Below are 23,078 nucleotides of genomic sequence, written 5' to 3'. Positions count from 1 at the left end.
CGGACTGGAGTCGAAAGCACGGTCTTTTAATCTCACGACGGAGTTAATCCGATCATGACCGACGCCGACGGGTCGAACGTGCTGTTCGTCGTCCTGGACACGGTCCGAAAGGACCGGCTGTCCGTCTACGACCCCGAGATGGAGACCACGCCGAACCTCGCCGCGTTCGCCGAGGAGGCCGCCGTCTTCGACAACGCCGTCGCACCGGCCCCCTGGACGCTGCCGGTCCACGCCTCGATGTTCACCGGGCTCTACCCCAGCGAACACGAGGCGACCCAGGAAGATCCCTACCTGGCGGGCGCGACCACGCTCGCGGAGTCGCTGTCGGCGGCCGGCTACGACACCGCCTGCTACTCCTCGAACGCCTGGATCACCAGCTACACCAATCTGACGGCGGGCTTCGACGACCACGACAACTTCTTCCAGATCATGCCCAGCGAACTGCTCTCGGGCCCGCTGGCGAGCGTCTGGAGGACGATGAACGACAACGACACCCTCCGGTCGGTCGCCGACCGCCTCGTCCAGATGGGCAACAAGATCCACGAACACCTCGCGGAGGGCGGTGGCGGCGACACCAAGACCCCGCAGGTCATCGACAAGACCATCGACTTTATCGACGACAGCGACGACTTCTTCGCCTTCATCAACCTGATGGACGCTCACCTCCCCTACCACCCGCCCGAGGAGTACGCCGAGGAGTTCGCGCCCGGGGTCGACTCGACCGAAGTGTGCCAGAACTCCAAGGAGTACAACTGCGGGGCTCGGGAAATCGACGACGAGGAGTGGGACGCGATCACGGGCCTGTACGACGCCGAACTGGCCCACATCGACGACCAACTCGACCGCCTGTTCTCGCATCTCAAGGAGACCGGCCAGTGGGAGGACACCACCATCGTCGTCTGTGCCGACCACGGTGAACTCCACGGGGAACACGGCCTCTACGGCCACGAGTTCGGCATCTACGACCCGCTCGTGAACGTCCCGCTCATGGTGAAACACCCCGAGATCGAACCCGGACACGACGCGGAGACCACGGTCGAACTCGTCGACCTCTATCACACCGTGTTGGACGCTGCCGGTGCGACCGGCCGTGGCGAACCCCTGGCGGCCACCCGGTCGCTCCTCTCGGCGGATTACCGGGAGTTCGCCGACGACGTGGGCGGCCACGACCGGGCCGACGTGGGCTTCGTCGAGTATCACCAGCCCGTCGTGGAACTGCGCCAACTGGAAGGGAAGGCCAGTGCGGCGGGGATCGAACTGGACGAACAGTCCCGCTTCTACTCCCGGATGGGGGCCGCACGCACCCCCGAGGACAAGTTCATCCACTGTACGCGCATCCCCGACGAGGCCTACCACCTCGATACCGATCCCGGCGAGACCGACAACGTCGCCGACGCGGACGACCCCGAGATCGACGCGCTGCGGGATGCACTCTGGGCGTTCGTCGAGGACGTGGACGCCGACTGGCCCGACGAGGCCGACGGTGCCGACGGCGACGTCTTGGACGAGATGGACGACGACACGAAAGACCGACTCCAGGACCTGGGGTACATCGACTGAAACGACCGTGACCGGAGAGAACGCCGGCTCCCTGGAGTTCGTCGACCGCCGCACCGTCGGACAGATACTGCTGGGCTTCGGCGTCGCGGCGGTCGTCCTCTACCTCCTCGTGGATTTCGTCGGGACGGCCGAGGTACAGGCGCGGCTGACCGGCTCCGAGTGGGGATGGCTGGCCGTGGGCTGTCTCTCGACCGCGCTCTGTCTGATCGCCTGGGGGAAAGCCTGGCAGATCGTCCTCTCGGTCGCGGGCATCAACGAGCGGTTCTCGCGGCTCGTGGTCACCTACTTCGCCGCGACCTTCGCCAACTACGTCACCCCGCTGGGCCAGGCCGGTGGCGAGCCGTTCATCGCGTACGTCCTCTCGCGGGACACCGACGCCAGCTACCAGGACAGCCTCGCGAGCGTCGTCACCGCGGACCTGCTGAACCTCTTTCCGTTCGTCACTTTCGCCGGCGTCGGTTTCGCCGCGTTGCTCTATCAGGCACAGCTCCCGGCCGCGATCGAACCACTGGCCGGCGGGCTGGTCGTCCTCTCGGTCGGCGTCCCGGTCGTCGCCGCCGTCGGGTGGCGGTTTCGCGCACCGCTGAAGCGGGGACTGCTCGGGCTCGCGGCGCCGGTCGCCCGCCGGACCCGATTGCTGACGCTTGACGGGCTCCGCGAGCGGCTCCACGAGACCGAGGCGGCGTTCCAGCGCATCGCCCGCGACCGTCGGGCGCTCGTCAAAGCGTTGTCGTTCTCCTACGTCGGCTGGGTCTTCTTCGCGCTCCCGCTGTACGCCGCCGCGATGGCCGTCGGCGAGTCGATCCCGCTGTTGCTCGTCTTCTTTATCGTCCCCGCCTCGACGCTCGCGGGGCTGGTCCCCTCGCCCGGCGGCTCGGGGGCCGTCGAGGCGACGCTGGGACTGCTCGTCTACACGCTGACGCCGATCGACCCCGTCGGCGCGACCGCCATCGCCATCCTCTATCGAGTCGCCAGCTACGTGTTCGCGCTGGTCGTCGGCGGCGGGGCAGCACTGTACGTCATCAAGCGGAACTAACGGCGGTCACGCCCCCGTTCCCAGGTCCGGAGTAGCCGGGCGAGCGTCTCGTTGACCGGGACCGGCTCGCTCGCCCGGTCGACGACGGCCCCGTTGATGGCGTCGATCTCGGTCCGCCGGCCGTCCTCGACGTCCTGTAACATCGACGAGCGGTTGGCCGCCGTCTCCCGGACCACCTGCTCGGTCAGCGACAGCGCCCGGTCCGTCGGGAGGTCGACGCCCACCTCACGGGCGACGCGGGCGGTCTCCCGGGCGGCAGCGGCGGCGAGACCGTCCCCCGGTGTCGCCGCGAGCGCGCCGTTCTCGACGCGGGCCAGCGCCGTCGTCGCGTTGACCGCGGCGTTGACCGCCAGCTTCTCCCAGAGCCGCGTCGGCATGTCCGCGACGGCGACCGATTCGACGCCGGCCGCCCGGAACGCCTCGGCCACGTCGTCGGCGACAGCGGAACGCCCGCCGTCCGGGTCACCGAGTGTCACCGTGCCTCGGCCGGTGAACTCGACGACGCCGGGATCAAGCAGTCGAGCGCCGTACGTGCAGGTCCCGGCGAGTACCGGACAGTCGACGGCCTCGGCCAGCGTCGTCTCGTTGCCCAGCCCGTTCTGGACCGAGAGACAGGCGTCGAAGGCACAGTCGGCAAGATCCGCTGCCACGTCGGCCGTGTCGTAGGCTTTGACCGCGACCAGTGCGAGGTCGCCGCCGGACGGGAGGTCGGTCCGGGCGGCCGGGTGGGCCTGGAACTGCTCGACGCCCCTCACCGCCAACCCTTCCCGGGTGACGGTCCCGACGTGTGGCTCGCGCCCGACGAGTGTCACGTCGTGTTCGCGGGCGAGCAACCCCCCGAGCAGGCTGCCGAGACTGCCGGCCCCGACGACGACGATGTCCATACGCGGGCAAGGAGCGGTCGGGTCAAAACAGTACGGCTCGCCGGCCGCGACCGTCAGTCACTTCGCCGGCGACGTCCAACGGCTCGTATGGACGAGGACGGCGCGGACGAGGCCGAGCGTCTGACCGAGGCTATCGACGGGCGATCGGCCTGGCCCGAAGCCGAGGGACGCTACCGCCTCGAACTGACTGAGCCGGACGAGCCCGTGGGTATGGACGTGTTCGCGACGGTGCTCGATCTGACGCCCAGATCACCCGAGACCGTCGTCGTCGATATCGAACTCGGTCGACGGGACACGTTGACGGGCGACCGACAGACGGCACTGGAGCGACTGGCAGCAAATCCGGGCGTGACCGCCGGCTCCGACCGGACGAGGGGGACGGCACCGGCAACGGTAGCGACCGTCGACGCGCTCGCGCGACTCCCCGGCGACGCGCTCACACACGCAGTCGCTCTCGACGGGAACCGTCGTGCGATCGTCGAGCGGCGGACCCGGACGACCGTCCGGTTCGCGCTCCCCGAGACGGGATACGAGGACGCCGCCGGACAGCTCGCACCCGCGGTCGTCGACCGGATCGTCCGCGAGCGCGGGTAACCGGGGCCAGACCCAGCCGAGCGACGACAGTCCGGCTCAGTCTTCCTGCCAGTAGTAGATCTCCTCTTTGGCCGCTCCGCAGGCGGGACAGGACTCGGGGAGTTCGTCGATCTGTCCCATCTCACCACACTTCCAGCAGCGCCACATCAGTTCGGCCTCCCCGGCCGATCCGGTCGTGATGTGCTCGCTGGAGAGGGCCTCGATCCCTTCGTCGGCCGTGACGTAGAACCCGTGTTCGTCGAACCCGCGGATCGTCCCCAGAGCCGTCCCGTCCTCGTCGTAGACCGTCTGGCCGAAGGAGACTTCGTCGGCCTCGGCGTTTGTTGACATGTCTGACATACAGTATCAGTGACAATCCGTGTGGTGATAAAGGCTTGTCCGAGCCTGTCGGCCGTCGATGCGACGACCGTCGGGGTCGGGACTCACCCGCTGACGACGAGGGCGACGCCGGCGACGAGGTCGGCGAGCGACCGGGTCCGCGCGCTGACGCGGACCGCGAGACTCTGGACCGCGAGCGCGACAGCGGCGAGCATCGCGAGTCCGATCCCCAGCGTCGGGTCGTCCATCGACTCTGCTCCGAGAGAGGCGGGTTCGGTCCTTGAAACTACTCCTCGGCTACTGCGAGAAGAGGCTGTTGTGGACCGGCGCGAAGTCGGACTCCTCGGTCTCGACCTCGACGGTGTCCGAGACGGCGTTGCCCCCGATGCCCTCCGCGAGGAAATCCGAAACCGGCGGGCCGACGCTGTCCGGTTCGACCAGGAAGGCGTCGTGGCCGTAGTCGGAGTCGACGACGTGGTGGGCAACGTCGGTGTCGGTCTCCCGGAGCGCGTCGGCCAGGGCCTCGGACTGCTGGGTCGTGAAGTGCCAGTCCCCGGTAAAGGACATCACGAGCGCGTCGCCGTCGAAGGCAGCCAAGGCGTCGGCGTCGGATTCGAAGCCGCTCGCGAGGTCGTAGTTGTCCATCGCCCGCGTCAGATAGAGGTAGCTGTTGGCGTCGAACCGCTCGACGAACTTCGAGGCGTTGTAGTCGAGATAGGATTCGACGTCCCGGTACGGGAAGAAGCGGCCGGCGGGGTCGACCGGGAACGCCCGCTCGGCCTCACGGGTCGCCGCCCGGCGGCCGAACCGGCGGTCCATGCTGGACTTCGAGAAATACATGACATGGCCGAGTTCGCGGGCCAGCGCCAGTCCCTCGTCGGGATGGTCCCCGTCGTAGTAGTCGCCGCCGTTCCAGTTCGGATCGGTGGTGATCGCTCGCCGGGCGATGCCGTCGAGGGCAAGACACTGGGAGTCGAGGCGGCCCGCCGCGGCGATTGGGACGATCTTCTCGACGTGGTCGGGGTGGCGTTTGGCCCACTCCAGAACGTTCATGCCGCCGACGCTACCGCCGACGACCGCGTAGAGGTGGGGGACGCCGAGTTCGTCCAGCAGTGTGCGCTGGGCCTCGGTCCAGTCGGCGACCGTCACGGGGGGAAACTCCGGCCCGTAGGGCTCGCCCGTCTCGGGGTTCGGACTCGGCGGGCCACTGGAGCCGTAACAGGAGCCGGGAACGTTGACGCAGACGACGAAGTACTCGGTGGTGTCGATGGCTTTGCCCGGCCCGACGATGTCGTCCCACCAGGCGTAGGCCTGGTCGCTGTCCTCGAAGCGGCCCTGGGAGGCGACGTGGGCGCTGCCGGTCAGGGCGTGACAGACCAACACGGCGTTGTCGCCCTCGAACTCGCCGTAGGTCTCGTAGGCCAGTTCCAGGTCCGGGATGGTCTCGCCACACTGGAACTCGAACGCCCCCAGCGAGACGGTCTCGTGGTCGACGGTCATCTCAGCTCACCTCGTCGATCGCGGTGTCGATGTCGGCGATCACGTCCGCGGGGTCCTCGATGCCGACGCTCATGCGGACCAGGTCCGGGCGGACGCCGCTCTCGCGCTGTTCGGCCTCGGAAAGCTGTGCGTGGGTCGTCGAGGCGGGGTGGATCACCAGCGTCTTCGCGTCGCCGATGTTCGCGAGGAACTTCGCCAGATCGGTCCGCTCACAGAACTGCCGGCTGGCGTCGTACCCGCCTTCGAGCCCGAACGTGACGACGCCGCCGAACCCGCCGGAGAGGTACTGGCTGGCGAGGTCGTGGGTCTCGTGGTCGTCCAGTCCCGGGTAGGTGACCCAGGCGACCTTGGGGTGGTCCTGGAGGTGTTCCGCGACGGCCATCGCGTTCTCGCAGTGCCGTTCCATCCGCAGGGCCAGCGTCTCCGTCCCCTGGAGGGTCGCCCAGGCGTCGAACGGTTTCTGGCCGTCACCCAGCGAGCGCAGTCCCCGCTGACGGGCGGCCATCGCGAACGCCCGGTCGCCGAACCGCTCGGCGAAGTTCACGTCGAAGGCGGGGTTGTCGCCACCCATCTCGGGGAACTTCTCGGGGTACTCCGCCCAAGGGAAGGAACCGCCGTCGACCAGGACGCCGCCGACCGTCGAGCCCGAGCCGTGGATCCACTTGGTCGTCGACTCCCAGATGACGTCGGCACCGTGGTCCAGGGGGTTACACAGCGCCGGCGTCCCGAACGTGTTGTCGACGAACAGCGGGACTCCGTGGTCGTGGGCCACGTCGGCGATCTCCTCGATCGGCGGGACGACGAGCGAGGGGTTGCCGATGGTCTCGACGTGGACGTAGGCGGTGTCGTCGTCGATCGCCGCTGCGTAGGCGTCGGGGTCGAGCGTGTCGACGAAGCGGGCCTCGATCCCGCGGCGACTGGCGGTGCTGGTCAGATAGCTGTGGGTGCCACCGTAGATCGACGAGGAAGAGACGACGTTGTCGCCGGCCGAGGCCAACACGAGCGTCCCGGCGTCCAGTGCGGCCATCCCGGAACCGGTGGCGACGGCGTCGACGCCGTTCTCCAGGGAGGCCAGGCGGTGTTCGAGCATCCGGACGGTCGGGTTGTCGAAGCGGGAGTAGACGTTGCCGTCGTCTTCGAGCGCGTACCGCTGGGCGGCGGTCTCGGCGTCCTCGAAGACGTACGAGGAGGTCTGGTAGATCGGGGGTGCACACGCGCCCGTCGCCGGGTCGGGCTCTTCCTGCCCGGCGTGTACACAGCGTGTCCCGAACGCGTACTGATCGGTCATGTGTGGTATGCATATATCCCTAGGCATCTATAACCACGAGTTACGGCAATACTCTCCCCGTGTGGGCCGGTAACACACGTTGGGGACTGACGCGTCCATTCGTCTCCGAGGATACAAACGCACCCGGGAACAACGAACGGGCAATGACAGCAGCCGAGACGGTCCAATGCTGGCTGGTCGAGCGCTCCAGCTACGGCGACGAACGGATGGTCACACTCGTCTACGCGACGCCGGACGGCGAGCGGTACCTCCAGAAGCAGTTCTCGACGAACCTCCTGATGAAAAAGCGGGTCACGGCCGCGATCGAGGCCGAGGCCGACCGACTGGAGACCGTCGACGACGAGGCGACCCGCGAGCGGTACGCGACCGAAGCGAGCCGGATGGCCGACGAGCACGGTCCCGACGAGGAGGTGTAGGTCGACTCGTCATACGAAAGACTATACCCGAGGCCGGTACAAGCCGGGCGTATGACAGCGATAGAACTGGACGGGGTCCGAAAGGAGTTCGGCTCCGTAACAGCCCTGAACGGGGTCGACCTCACCGTCGAGGAAGGGGAGATCTTCGGCTTCCTCGGTCCCAACGGCGCGGGGAAATCGACCGCGATCAACGTCCTCCTCGATTTCATCCGTCCGACCGACGGATCGGCGACGGTCCTCGGTCGGGACGCCCACGAGGAGTCCAAACGGATCCGTGACCGGACCGGTGTCCTCCCGGAGGGGTTCGACGTCTACGGCCGGCTCACCGGCCGGCAACACCTGAAGTTCGTGATCGAATCGAAAGACGCCGACGCCGACCCGGACACGCTGGCCGAACGGGTCGGCATCCCGGACGCCATCGACCGCAAGGCCGGCGGCTACTCCAAGGGGATGCAACAGCGACTCGTCCTGGCGATGGCACTGGTCGGCGAACCCGAACTGCTCATCCTCGACGAGCCGACCAGCGGGCTCGACCCCAACGGCGCGCGGCTGATGCGCGAGATCATCCGCGAGGAGAACGAGCGGGGCGCGACCGTCTTCTTCTCCAGTCACATCCTCGGCCAGGTCGACGCCGTCTGTGACACCGTCGGGATTCTCCAGGACGGCGAACTCATCGCGAAAGACACTATCGAGGGCCTGCGGGAGGCCGCTGCCGGCGACACGACCCTGGAAGTCACGTTCGGTGACGGCGCCGACATCGACGAGGCGGTCACGATCATCGAGGACGCCGGCATCGGAACCGGCGTCGCCGGGGCCGGAAACGGGATCAGAGTCACCTGTGACGCCAGCGAGAAGATGACGGTCCTGAATACCCTCGAAGAGGCAGGCTTCGCGGTCGACAACTTCGACACCGAGGAGGCGTCGCTGGACGACGTGTTCGCGGCCTACACCAGTCGGGAGGAGGTCGAGGCATGAGCGACCGCCAGGCCGACAGCGCCGGGCAGTTCGCGCTGAACCTCCTCTCGGGTGCCGACGACAAACTCCATGGCCTCGACTGGTACCCCATCGTCAAAAAGGAGTTTGCGGACACGGTCCGGACGCGTGCCCTCCTCCTGTTGACCGGGCTGTTCCTGACCCTTTTCGTCCTCCCGCTGGCCATTACGCTGTACACCGGCCTGGGCGGTGATGCGGCGGCAGCGGTGACCGCGCTGGTCCAGGGACTGGCCGTCCGACTGCTGTCGGTCATCGTTCCGATCTCGGCGATCGCGTTGACCTACGCCGCGATCTCGGGCGAACGGCAGCGGGGATCGCTGAAGATCCTCCTCTCGCTGCCCTACACTCGGCGGGATGTCGTCGTCGGGAAGCTGTTCGGACGGTTCTTCGCGCTCGCCGCACCGCTGGTCGGGACGCTGCTCCTCCAGGTGCTCGTCGTCCTGCCGGAGGCCGAATCCGGTTTCCAGGCACGGACTGTCGTCGTCCTGATCGGTCTGACGCTGCTGCTCGCGCTGTCGTTCGTCGGCTTCACGCTCGGCGCCTCGGCCGCGACGTCGACGACCCGGCGGTCGCTCATCACCGCCGGTGGGGTCTGGGTCTACCTCTTCGCGCTGTGGAACTCCGTCTCCAGCGGGGTCGGCGGGTTGCTGCGTGACCGGACCGGGCTCGACGAGGAGCTGACGCTGAAGATCGAACTGTTCGTCAAACTGTTGAACCCGACACAGGCCTACCAGACGCTGCTCCAGTCGCTCGGGAGCGCCGACGTGACCGTCGCACAGGCCAGGGCGTCGATGTTCGGGAGTATCTTCGGTGGCCAGTCCAGCCTCATCCGCCAGCAGGCTGCCGCACAGACGCTCTCGGAGTCCGTGCCGTGGTACCTCTCGGACCCCGTCGCGGTCGTCGTCCTGCTGGGCTGGTGTGTGGTCCCGGTCGTGATCGGCTACGGCCTGTTCGCCCGCGCAGATCTATAGGACACCGCGGGCGTCCAGCAGCGCCTCGAAGGCCGCTTCGTCCAGTTCGTCCACGTCGTTGTCGGCCGCATCCTCGCGTTTTCGCTGGCCGGGATTCGACCCGAGGACGAGGTAGTCCGTGTTCCCGGAGACGCTGCTGGTCGCCGAGCCGCCGTGGCGCTCGACGAGTTCCTGGGCGTCGCTCCGGGTGTAGCCGTCCAGCGAGCCCGTGAACACGAACGTGAGTCCCTCGAGTGCCTCGCCGCCGGTCGCCTCGGCGTCCTGCGGGTCGACGTGATCGAGGAGTCGGTCCAGCACGTCGCGGTTGCCCGCTCCCTGGAAGAACTCGACGATAGCGTCGGCGACGACCGGACCGACGTCGGGGACCGCCTCGAAGGCCTCGCGGTCGCCCTCGTCGGCCGCCTCGTGGATGGCCTCGAAACTGCCGAACTCCGTCGCGAGGTTGCGGGCCGTGACGCCGCCGACCTCGGGGATACCGAGCGCGACGAGAAAGTCCGCCAGTGCGGGCTCCCGTGTCCCCTCGACGGCCTCGACGAGGTTCCGGGCGCTGGTCTCGCCCCACCCCTCCAGGTCGGCCAGTGCTTCGACCGAGAGGTCGTAGAGGTCGGCAGGGTCGGAGACGAGTCCCGCGTCGAGCAGTTGCGCGACGGCCTTCTCGCCCAGTCCCTCGATGTCAAGCGCGTCGCGGCTGGCGTAGTGTTCGACGGCACGTTCACGCTGGGCGGGACAGGAGAGCCCGCCGGTGCAGAACGCCATCGGGCCGTCCCGCTCGACGACGCTATCACAGACGGGGCAGGTCTCCGGGAACTCGAAGTGGCCGTCGCCGGCGGACTCGACGACCTCGACGACCTCCGGGATCACGTCGCCGGCGCGCTTGATCCGGACGCGGTCGCCGACGCCGACGCCGAGTTCCGCGACCAGCGAGGGGTTGTGCAGCGAGGCCCGCGAGACGGTGACCCCGCCGACCTCGACGGGGTCCAGCAGCGCGACCGGTGTGAGCCGGCCGGTGCGGCCGACCTGGACGACGACGTCCCTGAGCGTCGTCTCCTCCTTGCGGGCGGGGAACTTGTAGGCGAACGCCCAGCGGGGGGCGCGGGCGGTGGTCCCGAGTCGGTCGCAGGCTCCGATATCGTCGACCTTGAGCACGACGCCGTCGATCTCGTAGTCTAAGTCGTCACGGGCGGCCAGTTGGTCGTCCCGGTAGTCGATCGCCGCCTCGATGTCGTCGACGACCCGGAGCCGGTCACAGACCCGCAGCCCCCACTCGGGCAGTCGCTCGTGGAGGTCGCTGTGGCTCGGGAAGTCGACCGACGCATCGAGCACGCCGAAAAAGAAGATCGAGAGCGGGCGCCGGGCGGTCACGCTCGGGTCGAGTTGCCGGAGGGTCCCGGCGGCGGCGTTGCGCGGGTTCGCGAAGGGGTCTTCGCCGGCCTCGACGCGCTCCCGGTTGAACGCGGTGAACGCGTCCCGGGGGATATACACCTCACCCCGGACGACCAGACGGTCGGGGTAGTCCCCCCGGAGTCGCTGGGGGACGCTGGCGATGGTCCGGACGTTCTCGGTGACGTCCTCGCCGACCTCGCCGTCGCCCCGGGTCGCCGCACGCTGGTACCGGCCGTCCTCGTAGACGATTTCGACGGAGAGCCCGTCGAACTTCGGTTCACAGAAGTACCGGACCTCGCCGTCGTAGCCGCTCTCCGCGAGCCGGTCCCGTACTCGCCGGTCGAACTCCCGGACCGCCTCGGCCTCGCCGCTCTGGTCGATCGAGCGCATGGGTGCGACGTGTTCGACCTCGCCGAGTTCCGTCAGCGGTTCGCCGCCGACCCGCTGTGTCGGACTGCCCGCCGTGTCGAGGTCGAAGGCCCCTTCGAGGTCCTGTAACCGAGAAAACAGGGCGTCGTAAGTCCGGTCGCCGATCACCGGGTCGGTCTCGACGTAGTAGCGGTGGTCGTGGTACCGGATCGCCTCGCGCAACTGCTCGGCCTGCTCGCGGGCGCTGTCCTCGTCGAGGTCCCCGACCGGATCGAACTCCGTCGGGGGGTCCTCGACGTAGGGGTTGTCCGCCAGGTCGTCCTCGGAGACGGCTGCCATTTGTCTGGCCTCAGGGGGCCGGCTACTAAGCCGCTATGGGATCCTCCGCACGCCGGTTCTCATGGGGTGGCTCGCGTCAGTCGGCGCCGCTCCCGGTGGGCTCGGCCGCAGGCCGATCGGCGGACGAACCGAACAGTTCGATCGCCGCCGGATCGATCGCGTCGACGTTGGCGAGCAGGAAGCCGGCGAACCCGACCCTGATCAACAGCCCCATATACTCACTGAGGACGGCGGTGACGAAGGTGTCGAATATCTGACCGACCGACAGGAGCGCAAAGACCACGAGCATCCCGATGAGGAACAACAGGAGGTTCCGGGACTTCCAGTGGAGGAGGCGCTGTCCGTCGGGCAGCGAGTCGGTCCGTTCCCAGATCGGACCCAGAAAGAGGTACGCGATCAGGACCTGCCCGACCACGAGGAGAGCCAACCCGACGAGGCCGACGAGACCGCCGACGACCGCCGCGACGTTGAACGCAACGACCTGGACCATCGGGATCACTGCGAGGAGCGCAAGCATTCGGCGGGATTCGCCGGCGATGGCGGCGGCAGCGACCCACAACACGGTGTAGGCGACGAAGTCGTCGATCACACCGGGGAGCGTCTGTCCCGTTCCGGCGATGTAGAACCCATCCAGCGCCACCAGTGCGGTTAGGACTGCCGAGAGGCCGACGACACCGACGACCGGATAGCAGTACGGACGCTTTCGAGCCGGGACCCGGCGGATCCAGACGAGAAAGGCGACCGTCGCGATCGCACTGACGGCGGCGGCTGATCCGTAGACCGTCGTTTCGCTAATCATCGGCATCACCAACTGCGGTCGCCGCTCCGGCAGTCCCTGCCGACTCGCCGCTCCCCGAACGTGTCTCGAACGCCGCGAGCCGGTCGATGAGTTCGGCCGTCCGGTCGGAGAGGTCGTCGGCCTGTCTCCGTACGTCGCTCATCGTCTCTGCCGTCTCGGCAGCGGTGTCGGCGAGACTGTGCGAACGGTCGGCCACGTCGGCCGCGGCCTCGCCGACGGTGTCGATCGTCGCAGCTACTTCTTCCGTCGCGGCCGCGGCGTCGTCGGTCGCCCGTGCGATCTCGCCCATCGCGTCGTCGACGTCGTCGACGGTATCGGTGAGTTGCGCGAGCGTCTCGCCCGCAGCGGTGATCGTCTCCACGCTGGCGTCGATGCGTTCGCTGGTCGCGTCCATCTCGTCGGTCACGTCGTCGACGTCGGCCCGTGCGCCGGCGATGATCGTCTCGATCTCGTCGATGGCGGCCTGGGTCTCCTCGGCGAGCTGTTTGACCTCGTCGGCGACGACGGCGAACCCGGACCCGGCCTCGCTCGCGTGTGACGCCTCGATGTTGGCGTTCAGCGCGAGGATGTTCGTCTGTTCGGCGATGTCGTCGACGAGTCCGGTCGTCGCCTCGACCTCACCCATCCGGTCGTCCAACTCCGCGACGAGCGCGTCTAGTTGTGCGACGGCGTCCTCGACGGTCTGGATGGCGTCGATCGCCTCCTCGACACGTTCGGCACCGGTCGTCCCGGCGTCGGCCGCCTCGCTGGACTGCTGTGCGACCTCGTCGGTCGTCGAGGCCACCTCCTCGATCGTCGCCGAGAGGTCGTTCGTCTCCGCGATCGCCGTTTCGAGTCGATCCGCCTGCTGTTCGATATCGGTGGCCAACTCCCGGATGTCGTCGGCGAGGGCCTGGTTCCGTCGCTCGACGTCGGCCGCGTCGGCCGCGACGGAGTCGCTCGCGGACTCGACGACGGCGGCGAACTCACGGATCTCCTCGACCGTCTCGGAGAGCCCGCCGCTCATCTCCTCGTAGGCCACGGCGATCCGTTCGACCGCGTCGACGTCGACGTCCGTCTCCAACCGGCGAGTGAAGTCACCGTCGGCGGCCGCGGTCATCGCGTCGCCGATCTCTGTCGCGTGCTCGATGAGCCGTTCGTTGAACGCTTCCGCCTCCCGCTGGGCGGTCTCGGCCTCTTCGCGGGCGGCTTCGGCGTCCTGGCGGGCGGCTTCCGACTCCTCTAAGGCCTCGCCGAGTGACTCACGCATGTTGTCGAACGCCGTTGCGAGATCGGCGAACTCGTCGCTGCGTTCGACCTCGGGACTGGCTTCGAGGTCGCCGTCTTCGATCGCCTCCGCGGCGTCGGTCAGCCGACGGAGCGCGACGGCGGCGTTCCCGCCGAGGACGATCCCGAGCAGGCCGATGTTCAGTACCACGACGAACAGTGTCCCGGCGACCGACGCCGTCCCCGCTCCCGTATTCGCCGCGTGGACTGCAAAGAGCGTCCCGAACGCGAGGGTCACGGCGAGCGTGACGAGCAACGCCGCGCCGATCCGCCTGCTGTAGTGGGCAGTGATCTGCCCGGAAAGCCGTGTCGTACTCATATACGGACGGAAATGGAAAAGCGGATTTATATCTGCGCCCCGCAGTTCAAATTCTGATAATTAATGTGATAGATCGTACACATCCGGTTACACCGCTGGAAAGCACACGGAGCCGTCGTCTCCCGAGAGACAACCAGGTGCCCTGCACGGACCCGGCACACACTAGTCAGATAGGTTACAGATCCGCGACGTCCTCGATAGCGTCGGTGAGTTCCGTGATCGACTCGACGGTGTGTTCGCCCATGTGCCCGATGCGGAACGACTCCTCGCTGAGGTCGCCGTACCCACTGGAGAAGACCATGTCGTACTCCTCGGAGACGGCCTCGACGGTCTCTGCCACGTCGATACCTCGGGTGTTCTCGATGCAGGTCACAGTCTGGGACTCGTACCCCTCCTCGGGGAAGAGGCCGAAGTGCTCGCGGGCCCACTCGCGGGTGTACTCGGCCATCTCGCGGTGGCGCTGGTCGCGGGCGTCGTGACCCTCGTCGAGCATGTGTTTCATCTGCTTGCGGTAGGCCAGCATGATCGGGATCGCCGGCGTCGAGTGGGTCTGGCCCTTCCGGTCGTAGTAGTCGAGCGTGCGCTGGAAGCCGCCGTACCACGACGCGGACTCCTTCTCCAGTTCCCGCTCGTAGGCGGCGTCGCTGACGGTACAGACGGCCAGCCCCGGCGGCATCGCGAACGCTTTCTGCGTAGAGGTAAACAGCGCGTCGATGTTGTGGGCCTCGATGTCGATCCGGTCGCCGCCCAGACAGGAGATGGCGTCGACGACGAAGTAGGTGTCCGGGTAGTCGGCCATGAGGTCGCCGATCTCTTCGACGGGGTTGCGCACGCCCGTGGAGGTCTCGTTCATGACGACACCGACGGCGTCGTAGCCGTCCTCGCTCGCTTCGAGGGCGTCCCGGATGTCCGCGGGCTTGACCGCCTGGCCCCAGGCGTACTCGACCCGATCGACGTTCTTTCCGAGGCGGTCGGCGACGTTGGCCTGGCGCTCGCTGAACGCGCCCGAGGTCGCCACGAGCATGTCGTCCTCGACGAGGTTCAGCGTCGTCGCCTCCCAGAACTCCGTTCCCGAGGCGGTGAGGATGATGACCTCGTTGTCGGTGCCCAGGAACTCCTTGGTGTCCTCGACGATCGTGGTGTAGAGGTCGGTCATCCGGTCCATCCGGTGGCCGAACATCGGCTGGGCCATCGCCTCGATCACGTCCTCGCGGACCTCGGTCGGGCCGGGGAGGTACAGTGTCTTTTCGGGATAGTCGTCCGTGTACTCCTGTTTCTCTCGCTGTGTGACCATCTGTTAGGCGGGTCTTCGAAACCGGGCGGCATGGTAGTTTTGATACGACCGCGTCACCCGACGAGAGAGCTGTCGATCCGGCGGGCGAGGAGGAGGACGAGCACGGCGTAGACGATCGGACCGAGCAGCGCAGTGATCGGGGGAACAGCGTACAGTGCGGCAGAGAGCAACCACAACAGGAGAGGGGTAAGCGCGAGCAGTTGCGCGCCACGGGAGAGCGCGTCGCTCGTACCCTGTTGCTGGGCGGCCAGGTAGCCGACGGCGACGACGGCCGCGAGGTAGAAGAAGGTCAGCCCCGGCGGGGCGACGGTCGGGAGCGTGACCAGCGCCACGATCGCCACCCCCACGCCGATCGCGCCCGGCCCGTGTTCGCTGTCGGTGAGGCGACCGGCGACGGCGTCGCTGTCACCACGTGCGAGCGCCTCCGTGAGTTCACCACTACCCGCCTCCCGTGGCTCGTCGAAATCCTGTCCGCAGTGCATACACCAGGAGGCCGTGGCGCTGACCTTCTCGTTACAGTGGGGACAGCGGGGATCAGTTCGCATCGTTCGAACTGAGGGGTGGCGTCGTGTTAGCCGTTGTGGGTGTCTGCGGGCGAGGGTTGAAATCGGTTGCCCGCTAAGCGTCCGTATGCGCTGGGTCGATCGCGCGGACGATCTCCTGTTCGACGGCGAGACGATCGAAACCCAGGTCGCCGTCGGCGACGGCGGCGTGGTCGTCACGACCCACCGTGTGCTGGCGTTTACCCCCGATCGGGACGGCCCCAACTACCGAACCGTCGACCGCCCGAACGTCGAGGGCGTCGACCACACCACCAGCGGAGACTGGGCGTTTCTCGAACAGGGGCTGAAGGCACTGGTGGCCGGGATCGTCCTGATCGTAGCCGGGCGGCTCATCAGCCTGGACAGTCTGGTCGGCGGTATCTCACTGGACAGCGCTGGAGCCTCGGGACAACTCGGTCTCGGCGGGATGATGGGGCTGCTCGGGTCGATGCTGACCCTGCTGGCACAGCTCGACGATCTCATGCAGCTGTTCGGCGGGCTCGCGCTGGCGTTTGCCGCCGTCGTGTTGGGCGTCTACGCCTGGTCGCGGGAGTCGCTGCTCGTCTTCTCGGTGGCCGGCGAGGACGATATCGAGTTGACAGCCCCGGAGGAGGACCACGCCCTCGATCAGCTTCGGACCGCACTGTTTCCCGGTGAGGGGCCACCGGACCCCGATCGGGAGCGAGTGCCGGAAGACTCGCCAGCGTGACGTTCAACTCCGCGCGGCGCTAACCGGGAGGCGATGGACACCGACGGGGTCCGAACACGTGCCGCCGACCTGCCGCGTGAGCCGGGAATCTATCAGTTCGAAGATACCGACGAGCGGGTACTGTATGTCGGCAAGGCCGTCGATCTCCGGGACCGTGTCAGATCCTACGCCGACCCGCGCAGTGACCGCATCGCTGCGATGGTCGAACGCGCCCGGACGATCGACTTCTCGGTGACCGACACGGAGACACAGGCGCTCTTGCTGGAGGCGAACCTCATCAAGCGCCACCGGCCCCCGTACAACGTCCGGCTGAAAGACGACAAGTCCTATCCGCTGGTCCAGTTGACCGACCACGCGGTTCCACGGATCGAGGTGACCCGCGATCCTGCCGAGGGAGCGACCGTCTACGGCCCCTTCACCGACAAGGGCCGCGTCGAGGTCGTCCTGAAGGCGCTCCGGGAGATCTACGGGCTCCGTGGCTGTTCGGACCACAAGTACCGGAACCGGGACCGTCCCTGTCTGGACTACGAGATGGGGATCTGTTCGGCCCCCTGTACCGGGGAGATATCGGCAGCCGACTACGGCGAAGACGTCGAGAACGTCGAGCGGTTCTTCGAGGGCGAGACCGGCGTCCTCACTGATCCGCTCCGGCGTGCTATGGAGGGGGCGGCGGCCGAGCAGGCCTTCGAGCGAGCGGCCAACCTCCGGGACAAACTCGACGCCGTCGAGGCGTTCGTCGGGGAGAGCGATACCGCGGTCAGCGACGCCAGCGCCCGCGCGACGACCGACGTACTTGGTGCTGCCTTCGAGGGAGAGACGGCCGTCGTCGCCCGACTTCACGCCGAGGGCGGGAAACTCGTCGAACGCGACCGGCACACGCTGGCCGTCCCCGACGGCGAGGGGACCGACGCCGTCTACCGCGCGTTCATCCCCCAGTACTACGCCGAGCGGGAATTCCCCGACAGGATCCTCTGTGCCGAGGACCCCGCCGACGCGGACATCGAGGCGTGGCTCGCCGCCGAGGGCGTCGACCTCCGGGTTCCCGGTGCCGGCCGGGAGGCGACACTCGTCGACCTCGCGCTCAAGAACGCACGCCGCCGCGGTGGCGCCGACGACGAACTCGGCGCACTCGCCGACGCGCTCGGTATCGACCGCCCCGACCGGATCGAGGGGTTCGACGTGAGCCACGCACAGGGGCGTGCCGTCGTCGGCTCGAACGTTTCCTTCGTGGATACGAAAGCGGAGAAGGCCGACTACCGACGAAAGAAGCTCAGTGAGCGAAACGACGACTACGCCAACATGCGCGAACTCGTCCGCTGGCGGGCCACACGCGCGGTCGAGGGACGGGACGACCGCCCGGACCCCGACCTGCTGGTGATCGACGGCGGGGACGGACAGTTGGGTGCTGCTCGTGACGCGCTGACCGAGGTCGGCTGGGACGTACCGGCGATCGCACTCGCCAAGGACGAAGAACTGGTCGTCACCCCCGACGGCGTCTACGACTGGCCCGACGACGCGCCCCAACTCCACCTCCTCCAGCGGATTCGCGACGAGGCCCACCGCTTTGCAGTTCAGTACCACCAGACCGTTCGGGACGAGGTGTCGACCGCGCTGGACGAGGTGCCGGGCATCGGCCCCGAGACGCGGAAGCGACTGCTCCGACGCTTCGGCAGCGTCGAGGGCGTTCGCTCGGCCTCGCTGACAGAGCTCCGGACTGTCGACGGCATCGGTGAACGAACCGCCGAGACGATCCGGACCCGGCTGAACTGATTCGATATAGCGGCCAGCGATATATTACCCGGAGGAGCGCGATCTGACGGTGATCAACTGCGGCGGGCTGTGACTCCCCTGTGTGTGCTCTGTACGGTGTCGGGTCCGTGAAACCGGCGGGGCGGACGCGGTGTCGTAACCCCCCGATAGCAGACCGACCGTCTGGAGAACAGGCGAACGATCGGCGGTCGAGTATCCACCGCCCGCCGAGACATCGAGGCTCGAAGGTCGTGGCCTGCCCGGTACGGTTCGCTCGGACGGTCCGCCGATTTCAGGTGCCCCCGCGGGTCGACTACCCCGGCGCGTGAGCGGACTGGGACCGAAACTCCCGGTACAGCCCCGGCAGAGCGGCCGTTCCCGTGGGTTCTCGTTCGATCTGTCCCGATCACCAGTCCCCCGCTGTAAACCGATAATCGCGATAGAGAACACTCGATCGCCCGTCAACCCGTTGGCGGCTGGTCCGTTCGGCCGACCGGCCGGGTTCGGGTTGTCTGAAACCAGAACCGTTTTAATTTATTAGGCATGCCTAAAAGTATGGGCAGCGCAACGACACCGGAACACGCAGTCGACAACTGATGACACAGGCACCGCAGTATCTGCTCGCGCTCTACATCGCCCAACACCGGGACGAACCGCCGATCTCGTCGGGAACCGTCGCGGAGATGCTCGGTCGATCAGGAGCGACAACCTCGGAGACGTTCCAGCGGTTGGCCGGACATGGTCTCGTCACCTACGAGCCCTACGAGGGCGCGACGCTCACCGAGGACGGATGGGAACGGGCCGCAGAGCTTCACGAGACGTACGTGACGCTGTCGTGGTTCTTCCGTGACGCGCTAGACCTGGAAGAGCACGAACTGAAAGCGATGCGACTCGCCAACGATGTCAGCACGGTCGTCAGCGAGCAGTTGGCGGCGACACTCCTCCAGGACGAACTCGACGACCGAGCGGGCGAGTAGCCCGGACAGGGGAATCGAGAACGGCGTGACCGAGTCCGTCGTCGCGGGTCAGTCGAGACGTCTCCGACTCAGAAGGGTGGACTGTAGTCCTCGTACTCGTCCATCCCTTCCATCTCGTCGGTCTTCGACGGCATCACGGCGGCACGCGGTCCGCCCGCACGGACGACCTCGACGTCTTCCAGTCCGTCGACGCTCTCGGGAAGCCGCTGTTTGATCGCCTTCATCGTCATCGGTGCGATGCCACAGCCAGAGCAGGCACCGCCGATCGCGACCGTCGCGGTCCCGGCCGCTTCGTCGACGTCCCGCACTTCGAAGGAGCCGCCGTGTTGCTGGATCTGTGGCACGTTGTTACTGAGGTAGTTCCGGGTCTGTCGTTCGAGTCCTTCTGCGCTCATGACGATCGGTACTTCGGCCCCAACTATAATAAAACTGATCGATTAGGATGTCCTAAATATGCGACTTTTGGGCACTCTAAACCGATTTTAGGTCGTGCTAACAACCTTTACCCTACCGAATCTGTTACTTTTCGCGTGGCCTAGATCTGGCTACGCAGACAGTCGACACCGTGCCGGTGATCGGACCCCGCCCCTGGGAAGCAACGCCAGCAGCGACCCACACCCACCGAAGCGGTTTCCACAGTCCGGATCGAACGACCGATATGAGCGTGGGTCGCCGTCTCGTGTTGTCCGTGGTCGGGCTCTCCACGCTCGTCGTCTACCTCCTGGCGGCATGGCTCGGCTACCGGTTGCTGGCTGCGCTCTGGAGCCTGCGGCCGTCACCGGCGGTCGCGGCGGCGGCCGTCGTCGGGACCGCGGTGGTCTTCGGGCTGGTGAGTTACTGGGCCGGGACCACACAGCTCAAGCGCTCGCTCGACGCCGTCGAGTTGCCACCCATACGCGCGCCGGGCGTGTACCGGCGGCTGGATCGGCTGCTCTCGGTGATGGATGTCGGTCGCCCACAGGTACTGATCGCCCGGCTCCCGGTCCCCAACGCCTTCGCCGTCGGCGGGGCCGGTGCCGCGATTGTCGTCGACCGGCGGCTCTTTGGCTACCTCTCCGGTGCGGAGCTCGAAGGGCTGCTCGCACACGAGCTCGCACATCTGGAGAGCCGCGACGCGCTCGTCCAGACGCTGGCCTACAGCCTCACCCGTAGTCTCGTCGGGTTGGTGAGTCTCGTCGTCTTGCCGGTCGTCGTCCTGACCGGCGGCATCGCTCGGGCGCTGGCGCTGCTCAGGGGTGCCCCGGAGAGCTGGTCGCGCTCGTGGTTCGCCCGGACCCAGCGGACCGCACTGTATCTCGTCGGCCTGCTGGGAATCGCAGTGACGCTGCTCGTCCTCGCCTACTCCCGGCACCGCGAGTGGGCTGCCGACGACCGGGCCGTCGAGGTGACCGGCGATCCGCTGGCGCTGGCCCGCGCGCTCCGGAAGATCGAGCGGGCCGCGAAACCCGACTTGGGGCCGCTGACGCCGCTGTACGTCCACGGCGACGACGAAAACGAGCTGTCCCGGCTGCTGTCGACGCACCCGCCGATGGACGAGCGGATCGAACGGTTGCGCGAGCAGGCCCGACACCGGGAGTCCAGGCCCCGGTGAGCCGCCGTGGGTCGAGCCCCGAAGCGCTCGGCCTGTTCCGCCTGTAGACGAACAGCCCCGCAAGCGATCCCCGTCGCTACTCCCGAAGCAGATCCGCCAGCGTTTCACGGAGATCGGTGCTGCCCGGACTCTGGGGGACCTGCCCGAGGATGTCTGCCCGGAACCGATCGAGCGCGGCCGACAGCGACAGCGTCTCCAGGTGACGGCCGTACTTCAGCGCGAGCCGCGGCGACACGTCGAACAGCAGGTCCCGTTTCCCGATCACCGAGTGGGTGATCGACAGCGCGTCGACGGCCGCACCGACGAACTGCTCACTGTCCGGGGCGTCAGGGATCGTCTCCAGCAGGAACGACTCCAGTTTCGCCTCCCGCTCGTGGATCGCCGGCGGCTCGGCCAGGTAGGTCGTCCCGTCGGGCTGTTCGGGGAGCATACTCCGTCGGGGCGCGTACGAGAGGACGGCCCCGGTGTACGGGGTCGTCGCGGCCGGCAGCGGCGACGCGAGCCGTTTCGAGGGCCGGGTGTCGGTGAACACGACGACAGTGTTCGCCGCCTCGCCGGCGACGGGGTCGCGTCCGTCGGGAACCTGCCGCTCGGGCTGTCGGAACCCACGGCGGAGGGCCTCCCGGAGCGTCCCGGGAACCTGTCCGGAGTCACCGCGCAGTTCTAGGTGGACGACGACCGGCCCGTCGGCGCTGGCCCGGAGGACCTCCCACAGCGTCGGGACCGCATCGCGGGCCATCGCCGAGAGTTGGTAGCACGGACAGTCCCGCTGTGCAGCCAGCAGCCGAGCGAGCGTCGCCCCGCGCCAGCCGGTCAGGTCCGCGACGTACAGCCAGGGGAGGGCGTCGATTGGCCCGACGGCGGCGTCACCGGTGTGGTCGACGCTATCGGGGACCAGATCCAGGTAGGCGTCGAGCGTCTCCCGCTCGGCCGCAAAGTAGTCGTCCGTGGCGGCCGGGAGTGCCGTCTCGACGCGACAGTGGTGCGGGATCTGACTCATCGTGGTGCCGTTCGGACCAGCCCGTAAAAACGGTGGCGAGGCTGTGTCAAGCGCCGACCAGACGGGCGATCGGCCGCCTGATTCTGTCGACGATGCGGTCGCCGCCGAGGAGATAGAGGAGCTTCCCCGCCCGCGAGCCGATCCGTTCCCAGCGGACCGTCGCGACCGGTTCGCCGCCGAAGTCGGACTTGAACGTATAGGTCCCGTCGTCGATGTCGGGGTGGGTGTCGCCGTAGTTGCAGGTGCTGAGTCCCTCGTCGATGCCCCACTGGATAGCACCCCGGTAGAGGACTTCCGACGGGTAGTACCGGAACAAGTCGGCGTCGTAGGCCGGAAAGAGGAGGTACAGACAGTCCCGTTCGTGCCCGACCACAGCGAGCAGTTGGCCCGCCGACTCCCCGTCGACCTGGGCCGAGAACAGTTTGATCCGGTCGCCTGCTGTCGAAAGGAGCGCCTGGAGGAACGACGGTGTCGTCCCCTGACCGCCGATCCGTTCCATATGTGTCTCGTGGTCCCGGGCGAAGGTTCGGATGGACGCGTCGGTGACGGGTAGCTCGGTAGCCGTGACGCCCATCTCGTCGGCCTTCCGGAGGTTCCGGCGTTTCTTCTGGGCCAGATCGGCCGCGACCGCGTCCCAGTCCCTGTCGATGTCGAGTTCGAACTGACAGTCTCGAACCGACGGGACGTATCCTCGCGCCTGGAGCCGGGTCGCGTATCGGAGCGATCGGGGAGAGGCCGGCTTGAGCAGGTGGCCGATGGTCCGTCCGCCGGTCGCGGCGGCCATCTCGTCGGCGATCGCGTCGAAGACGGCGGCCTCGTCGGTGGCGACGAGCGCGCCGTTCGAGCCGGGCATCGCCGGGCCAAGGAACCGAACCGGCGTCCCCGGCAGCGAGCGGACGAACGAGGGGTGGACTCCGACGAGCGTCCCGTTCTTGCGGACCTGGACGTGGTGGCCGACGGCGTCGGTCCCCCGCTCGTAGGCCAACAGCCACTCGTAGCGTTCGAAGACGCTCCCGGTACGGGACTGCTGGGCGACGATCGCGTTCCACTCCCCCTGTTTGACCTCGGTGATCGACCGGTGGACCGAGGTCGTGAGATCGGTCATCACGACCCCTTCACGGCCATGACTCCTAACTCTATCCCAGACTCGACCGGTGAACGGCATCCCTATGTTTATCTCC

At 67.5% G+C, this 23,078-nt stretch carries 23 protein-coding genes; 10 read left to right on the top strand and 13 right to left on the bottom strand.

Going from position 1 to position 23,078, the window contains the following annotated elements:
• Window positions 1–54 precede the first annotated feature (54 nt).
• A complete protein-coding gene (locus P0204_RS11475) occupies window positions 55–1,560 on the top strand; it encodes a sulfatase family protein (protein WP_276179299.1) in 1,506 nt (501 codons plus the stop codon).
• 7 nt (window positions 1,561–1,567) lie between these two features.
• Complete coding sequence (locus P0204_RS11470) at window positions 1,568–2,596, top strand: lysylphosphatidylglycerol synthase transmembrane domain-containing protein (RefSeq protein ID WP_276179297.1); 1,029 nt, start codon at window positions 1,568–1,570, stop codon at window positions 2,594–2,596.
• Here P0204_RS11470 and P0204_RS11465 read toward each other — a convergent pair.
• Entirely contained in the window at window positions 2,593–3,480 is an 888-nt protein-coding gene (locus tag P0204_RS11465) for a ketopantoate reductase family protein (protein WP_276179295.1), read from the bottom strand. The genes P0204_RS11470 and P0204_RS11465 overlap by 4 nt on opposite strands.
• 87 nt (window positions 3,481–3,567) lie before the next feature.
• Here P0204_RS11465 and P0204_RS11460 point away from each other — a divergent pair, with 87 nt between their 5' ends.
• Window positions 3,568–4,074, top strand: coding sequence for a hypothetical protein (locus P0204_RS11460; RefSeq protein WP_276179293.1), 507 nt, complete (start codon window positions 3,568–3,570; stop codon window positions 4,072–4,074).
• A gap of 36 nt (window positions 4,075–4,110) precedes the next feature.
• Here P0204_RS11460 and P0204_RS11455 read toward each other — a convergent pair whose 3' ends face one another.
• The 4 genes from P0204_RS11455 to P0204_RS11440 form a co-directional block, all read right to left on the bottom strand.
• On the bottom strand, window positions 4,111–4,413 hold the full coding sequence (locus tag P0204_RS11455; RefSeq protein ID WP_276179291.1) for a DUF7130 family rubredoxin-like protein: 303 nt from the start codon (window positions 4,411–4,413) through the stop codon (window positions 4,111–4,113).
• Window positions 4,414–4,496: 83 nt separating this feature from the next.
• Window positions 4,497–4,640 (bottom strand): hypothetical protein, encoded by a 144-nt coding sequence (locus tag P0204_RS11450; RefSeq protein WP_276179289.1) that lies wholly within the window; start codon window positions 4,638–4,640, stop codon window positions 4,497–4,499.
• Between the two features lie 49 nt (window positions 4,641–4,689).
• Window positions 4,690–5,892, bottom strand: a complete 1,203-nt coding sequence (metX, locus tag P0204_RS11445) for a homoserine O-acetyltransferase MetX (protein ID WP_276179287.1) — start codon at window positions 5,890–5,892, stop codon at window positions 4,690–4,692.
• A 1-nt stretch (window position 5,893) separates the two neighbouring features.
• The gene (locus P0204_RS11440; RefSeq protein ID WP_276179285.1) at window positions 5,894–7,180 is read right to left on the bottom strand and encodes an O-acetylhomoserine aminocarboxypropyltransferase/cysteine synthase family protein; all 1,287 of its coding nucleotides are present in this window, start codon (window positions 7,178–7,180) and stop codon (window positions 5,894–5,896) included.
• Between the two features lie 143 nt (window positions 7,181–7,323).
• Between P0204_RS11440 and P0204_RS11435 the strand changes: the two genes are divergently transcribed.
• Genes P0204_RS11435 through P0204_RS11425 form a run of 3 tightly spaced genes read left to right on the top strand, consistent with a single transcriptional unit; the run spans window position 7,324 to window position 9,560 of the window.
• Window positions 7,324–7,596, top strand: a complete 273-nt coding sequence (locus P0204_RS11435; RefSeq protein WP_276179283.1) for a DUF7967 family protein — start codon at window positions 7,324–7,326, stop codon at window positions 7,594–7,596.
• A 51-nt stretch (window positions 7,597–7,647) separates the two neighbouring features.
• On the top strand, window positions 7,648–8,571 hold the full coding sequence (locus tag P0204_RS11430; RefSeq protein ID WP_276179281.1) for an ABC transporter ATP-binding protein: 924 nt from the start codon (window positions 7,648–7,650) through the stop codon (window positions 8,569–8,571).
• The gene (locus tag P0204_RS11425; RefSeq protein WP_276179279.1) at window positions 8,568–9,560 is read left to right on the top strand and encodes an ABC transporter permease subunit; all 993 of its coding nucleotides are present in this window, start codon (window positions 8,568–8,570) and stop codon (window positions 9,558–9,560) included. The genes P0204_RS11430 and P0204_RS11425 overlap by 4 nt, the downstream gene beginning before the upstream one ends.
• Here the strand turns inward: P0204_RS11425 and ligA are convergent.
• From ligA to P0204_RS11400, 5 genes are all read right to left on the bottom strand, one after another.
• Window positions 9,555–11,651 carry an NAD-dependent DNA ligase LigA gene (ligA, locus tag P0204_RS11420; RefSeq protein ID WP_276179277.1) on the bottom strand — a complete coding sequence of 699 codons (2,097 nt, stop codon included), beginning with the start codon at window positions 11,649–11,651 and terminating at the stop codon, window positions 9,555–9,557. The two genes, P0204_RS11425 and ligA, sit on opposite strands and share 6 nt — an antisense overlap.
• Window positions 11,652–11,727: 76 nt before the next feature.
• Window positions 11,728–12,450 carry a G protein-coupled receptor family protein gene (locus P0204_RS11415; protein ID WP_276179275.1) on the bottom strand — a complete coding sequence of 241 codons (723 nt, stop codon included), beginning with the start codon at window positions 12,448–12,450 and terminating at the stop codon, window positions 11,728–11,730.
• Window positions 12,443–14,035 (bottom strand): methyl-accepting chemotaxis protein, encoded by a 1,593-nt coding sequence (locus tag P0204_RS11410; RefSeq protein ID WP_276179273.1) that lies wholly within the window; start codon window positions 14,033–14,035, stop codon window positions 12,443–12,445. Before P0204_RS11410 ends, P0204_RS11415 begins: the two co-directional genes overlap by 8 nt.
• A 175-nt stretch (window positions 14,036–14,210) precedes the next feature.
• Complete coding sequence (locus P0204_RS11405; protein ID WP_276179271.1) at window positions 14,211–15,329, bottom strand: pyridoxal-phosphate-dependent aminotransferase family protein; 1,119 nt, start codon at window positions 15,327–15,329, stop codon at window positions 14,211–14,213.
• 53 nt (window positions 15,330–15,382) lie between these two features.
• Window positions 15,383–15,874, bottom strand: a complete 492-nt coding sequence (locus tag P0204_RS11400) for a zinc ribbon domain-containing protein (RefSeq protein ID WP_276179269.1) — start codon at window positions 15,872–15,874, stop codon at window positions 15,383–15,385.
• A gap of 85 nt (window positions 15,875–15,959) precedes the next feature.
• Here P0204_RS11400 and P0204_RS11395 point away from each other — a divergent pair, with 85 nt between their 5' ends.
• The 3 genes from P0204_RS11395 (at window position 15,960) to P0204_RS11385 (ending at window position 19,306) form a co-directional block, all read left to right on the top strand.
• The gene (locus P0204_RS11395) at window positions 15,960–16,580 is read left to right on the top strand and encodes a hypothetical protein (protein WP_276179267.1); all 621 of its coding nucleotides are present in this window, start codon (window positions 15,960–15,962) and stop codon (window positions 16,578–16,580) included.
• Window positions 16,581–16,613: 33 nt separating this feature from the next.
• Window positions 16,614–18,350: an excinuclease ABC subunit C gene (locus tag P0204_RS11390; RefSeq protein WP_276179265.1), complete on the top strand. Its 1,737-nt coding sequence runs from the start codon at window positions 16,614–16,616 to the stop codon at window positions 18,348–18,350.
• Window positions 18,351–18,925: 575 nt separating this feature from the next.
• Window positions 18,926–19,306, top strand: a complete 381-nt coding sequence (locus P0204_RS11385; protein ID WP_276179263.1) for a metal-dependent transcriptional regulator — start codon at window positions 18,926–18,928, stop codon at window positions 19,304–19,306.
• Window positions 19,307–19,374: 68 nt separating this feature from the next.
• On the opposite strand, the gene P0204_RS11380 is transcribed toward P0204_RS11385, so the two are convergent.
• A complete protein-coding gene (locus tag P0204_RS11380; protein ID WP_276179261.1) occupies window positions 19,375–19,701 on the bottom strand; it encodes a NifU family protein in 327 nt (108 codons plus the stop codon).
• Between the two features lie 263 nt (window positions 19,702–19,964).
• Between P0204_RS11380 and P0204_RS11375 the strand changes: the two genes are divergently transcribed.
• Complete coding sequence (locus tag P0204_RS11375; RefSeq protein WP_276179259.1) at window positions 19,965–20,897, top strand: M48 family metallopeptidase; 933 nt, start codon at window positions 19,965–19,967, stop codon at window positions 20,895–20,897.
• 76 nt (window positions 20,898–20,973) lie between these two features.
• Here P0204_RS11375 and P0204_RS11370 read toward each other — a convergent pair whose 3' ends face one another.
• Both P0204_RS11370 and P0204_RS11365 read right to left on the bottom strand, forming a co-directional pair.
• On the bottom strand, window positions 20,974–21,897 hold the full coding sequence (locus P0204_RS11370) for a hypothetical protein (protein ID WP_276179257.1): 924 nt from the start codon (window positions 21,895–21,897) through the stop codon (window positions 20,974–20,976).
• Between the two features lie 46 nt (window positions 21,898–21,943).
• Window positions 21,944–23,002 carry a GNAT family N-acetyltransferase gene (locus tag P0204_RS11365; protein ID WP_276179255.1) on the bottom strand — a complete coding sequence of 353 codons (1,059 nt, stop codon included), beginning with the start codon at window positions 23,000–23,002 and terminating at the stop codon, window positions 21,944–21,946.
• Window positions 23,003–23,078: the final 76 nt, after the last annotated feature.

This window comes from Haloarcula halophila (genome assembly GCF_029278565.1).
GTDB lineage: Archaea > Halobacteriota > Halobacteria > Halobacteriales > Haloarculaceae > Haloarcula > Haloarcula halophila.
The sequence above is the reverse complement of the archived record's forward strand: the minus strand, read 5'-3'. Positions and strand labels throughout refer to the sequence as shown.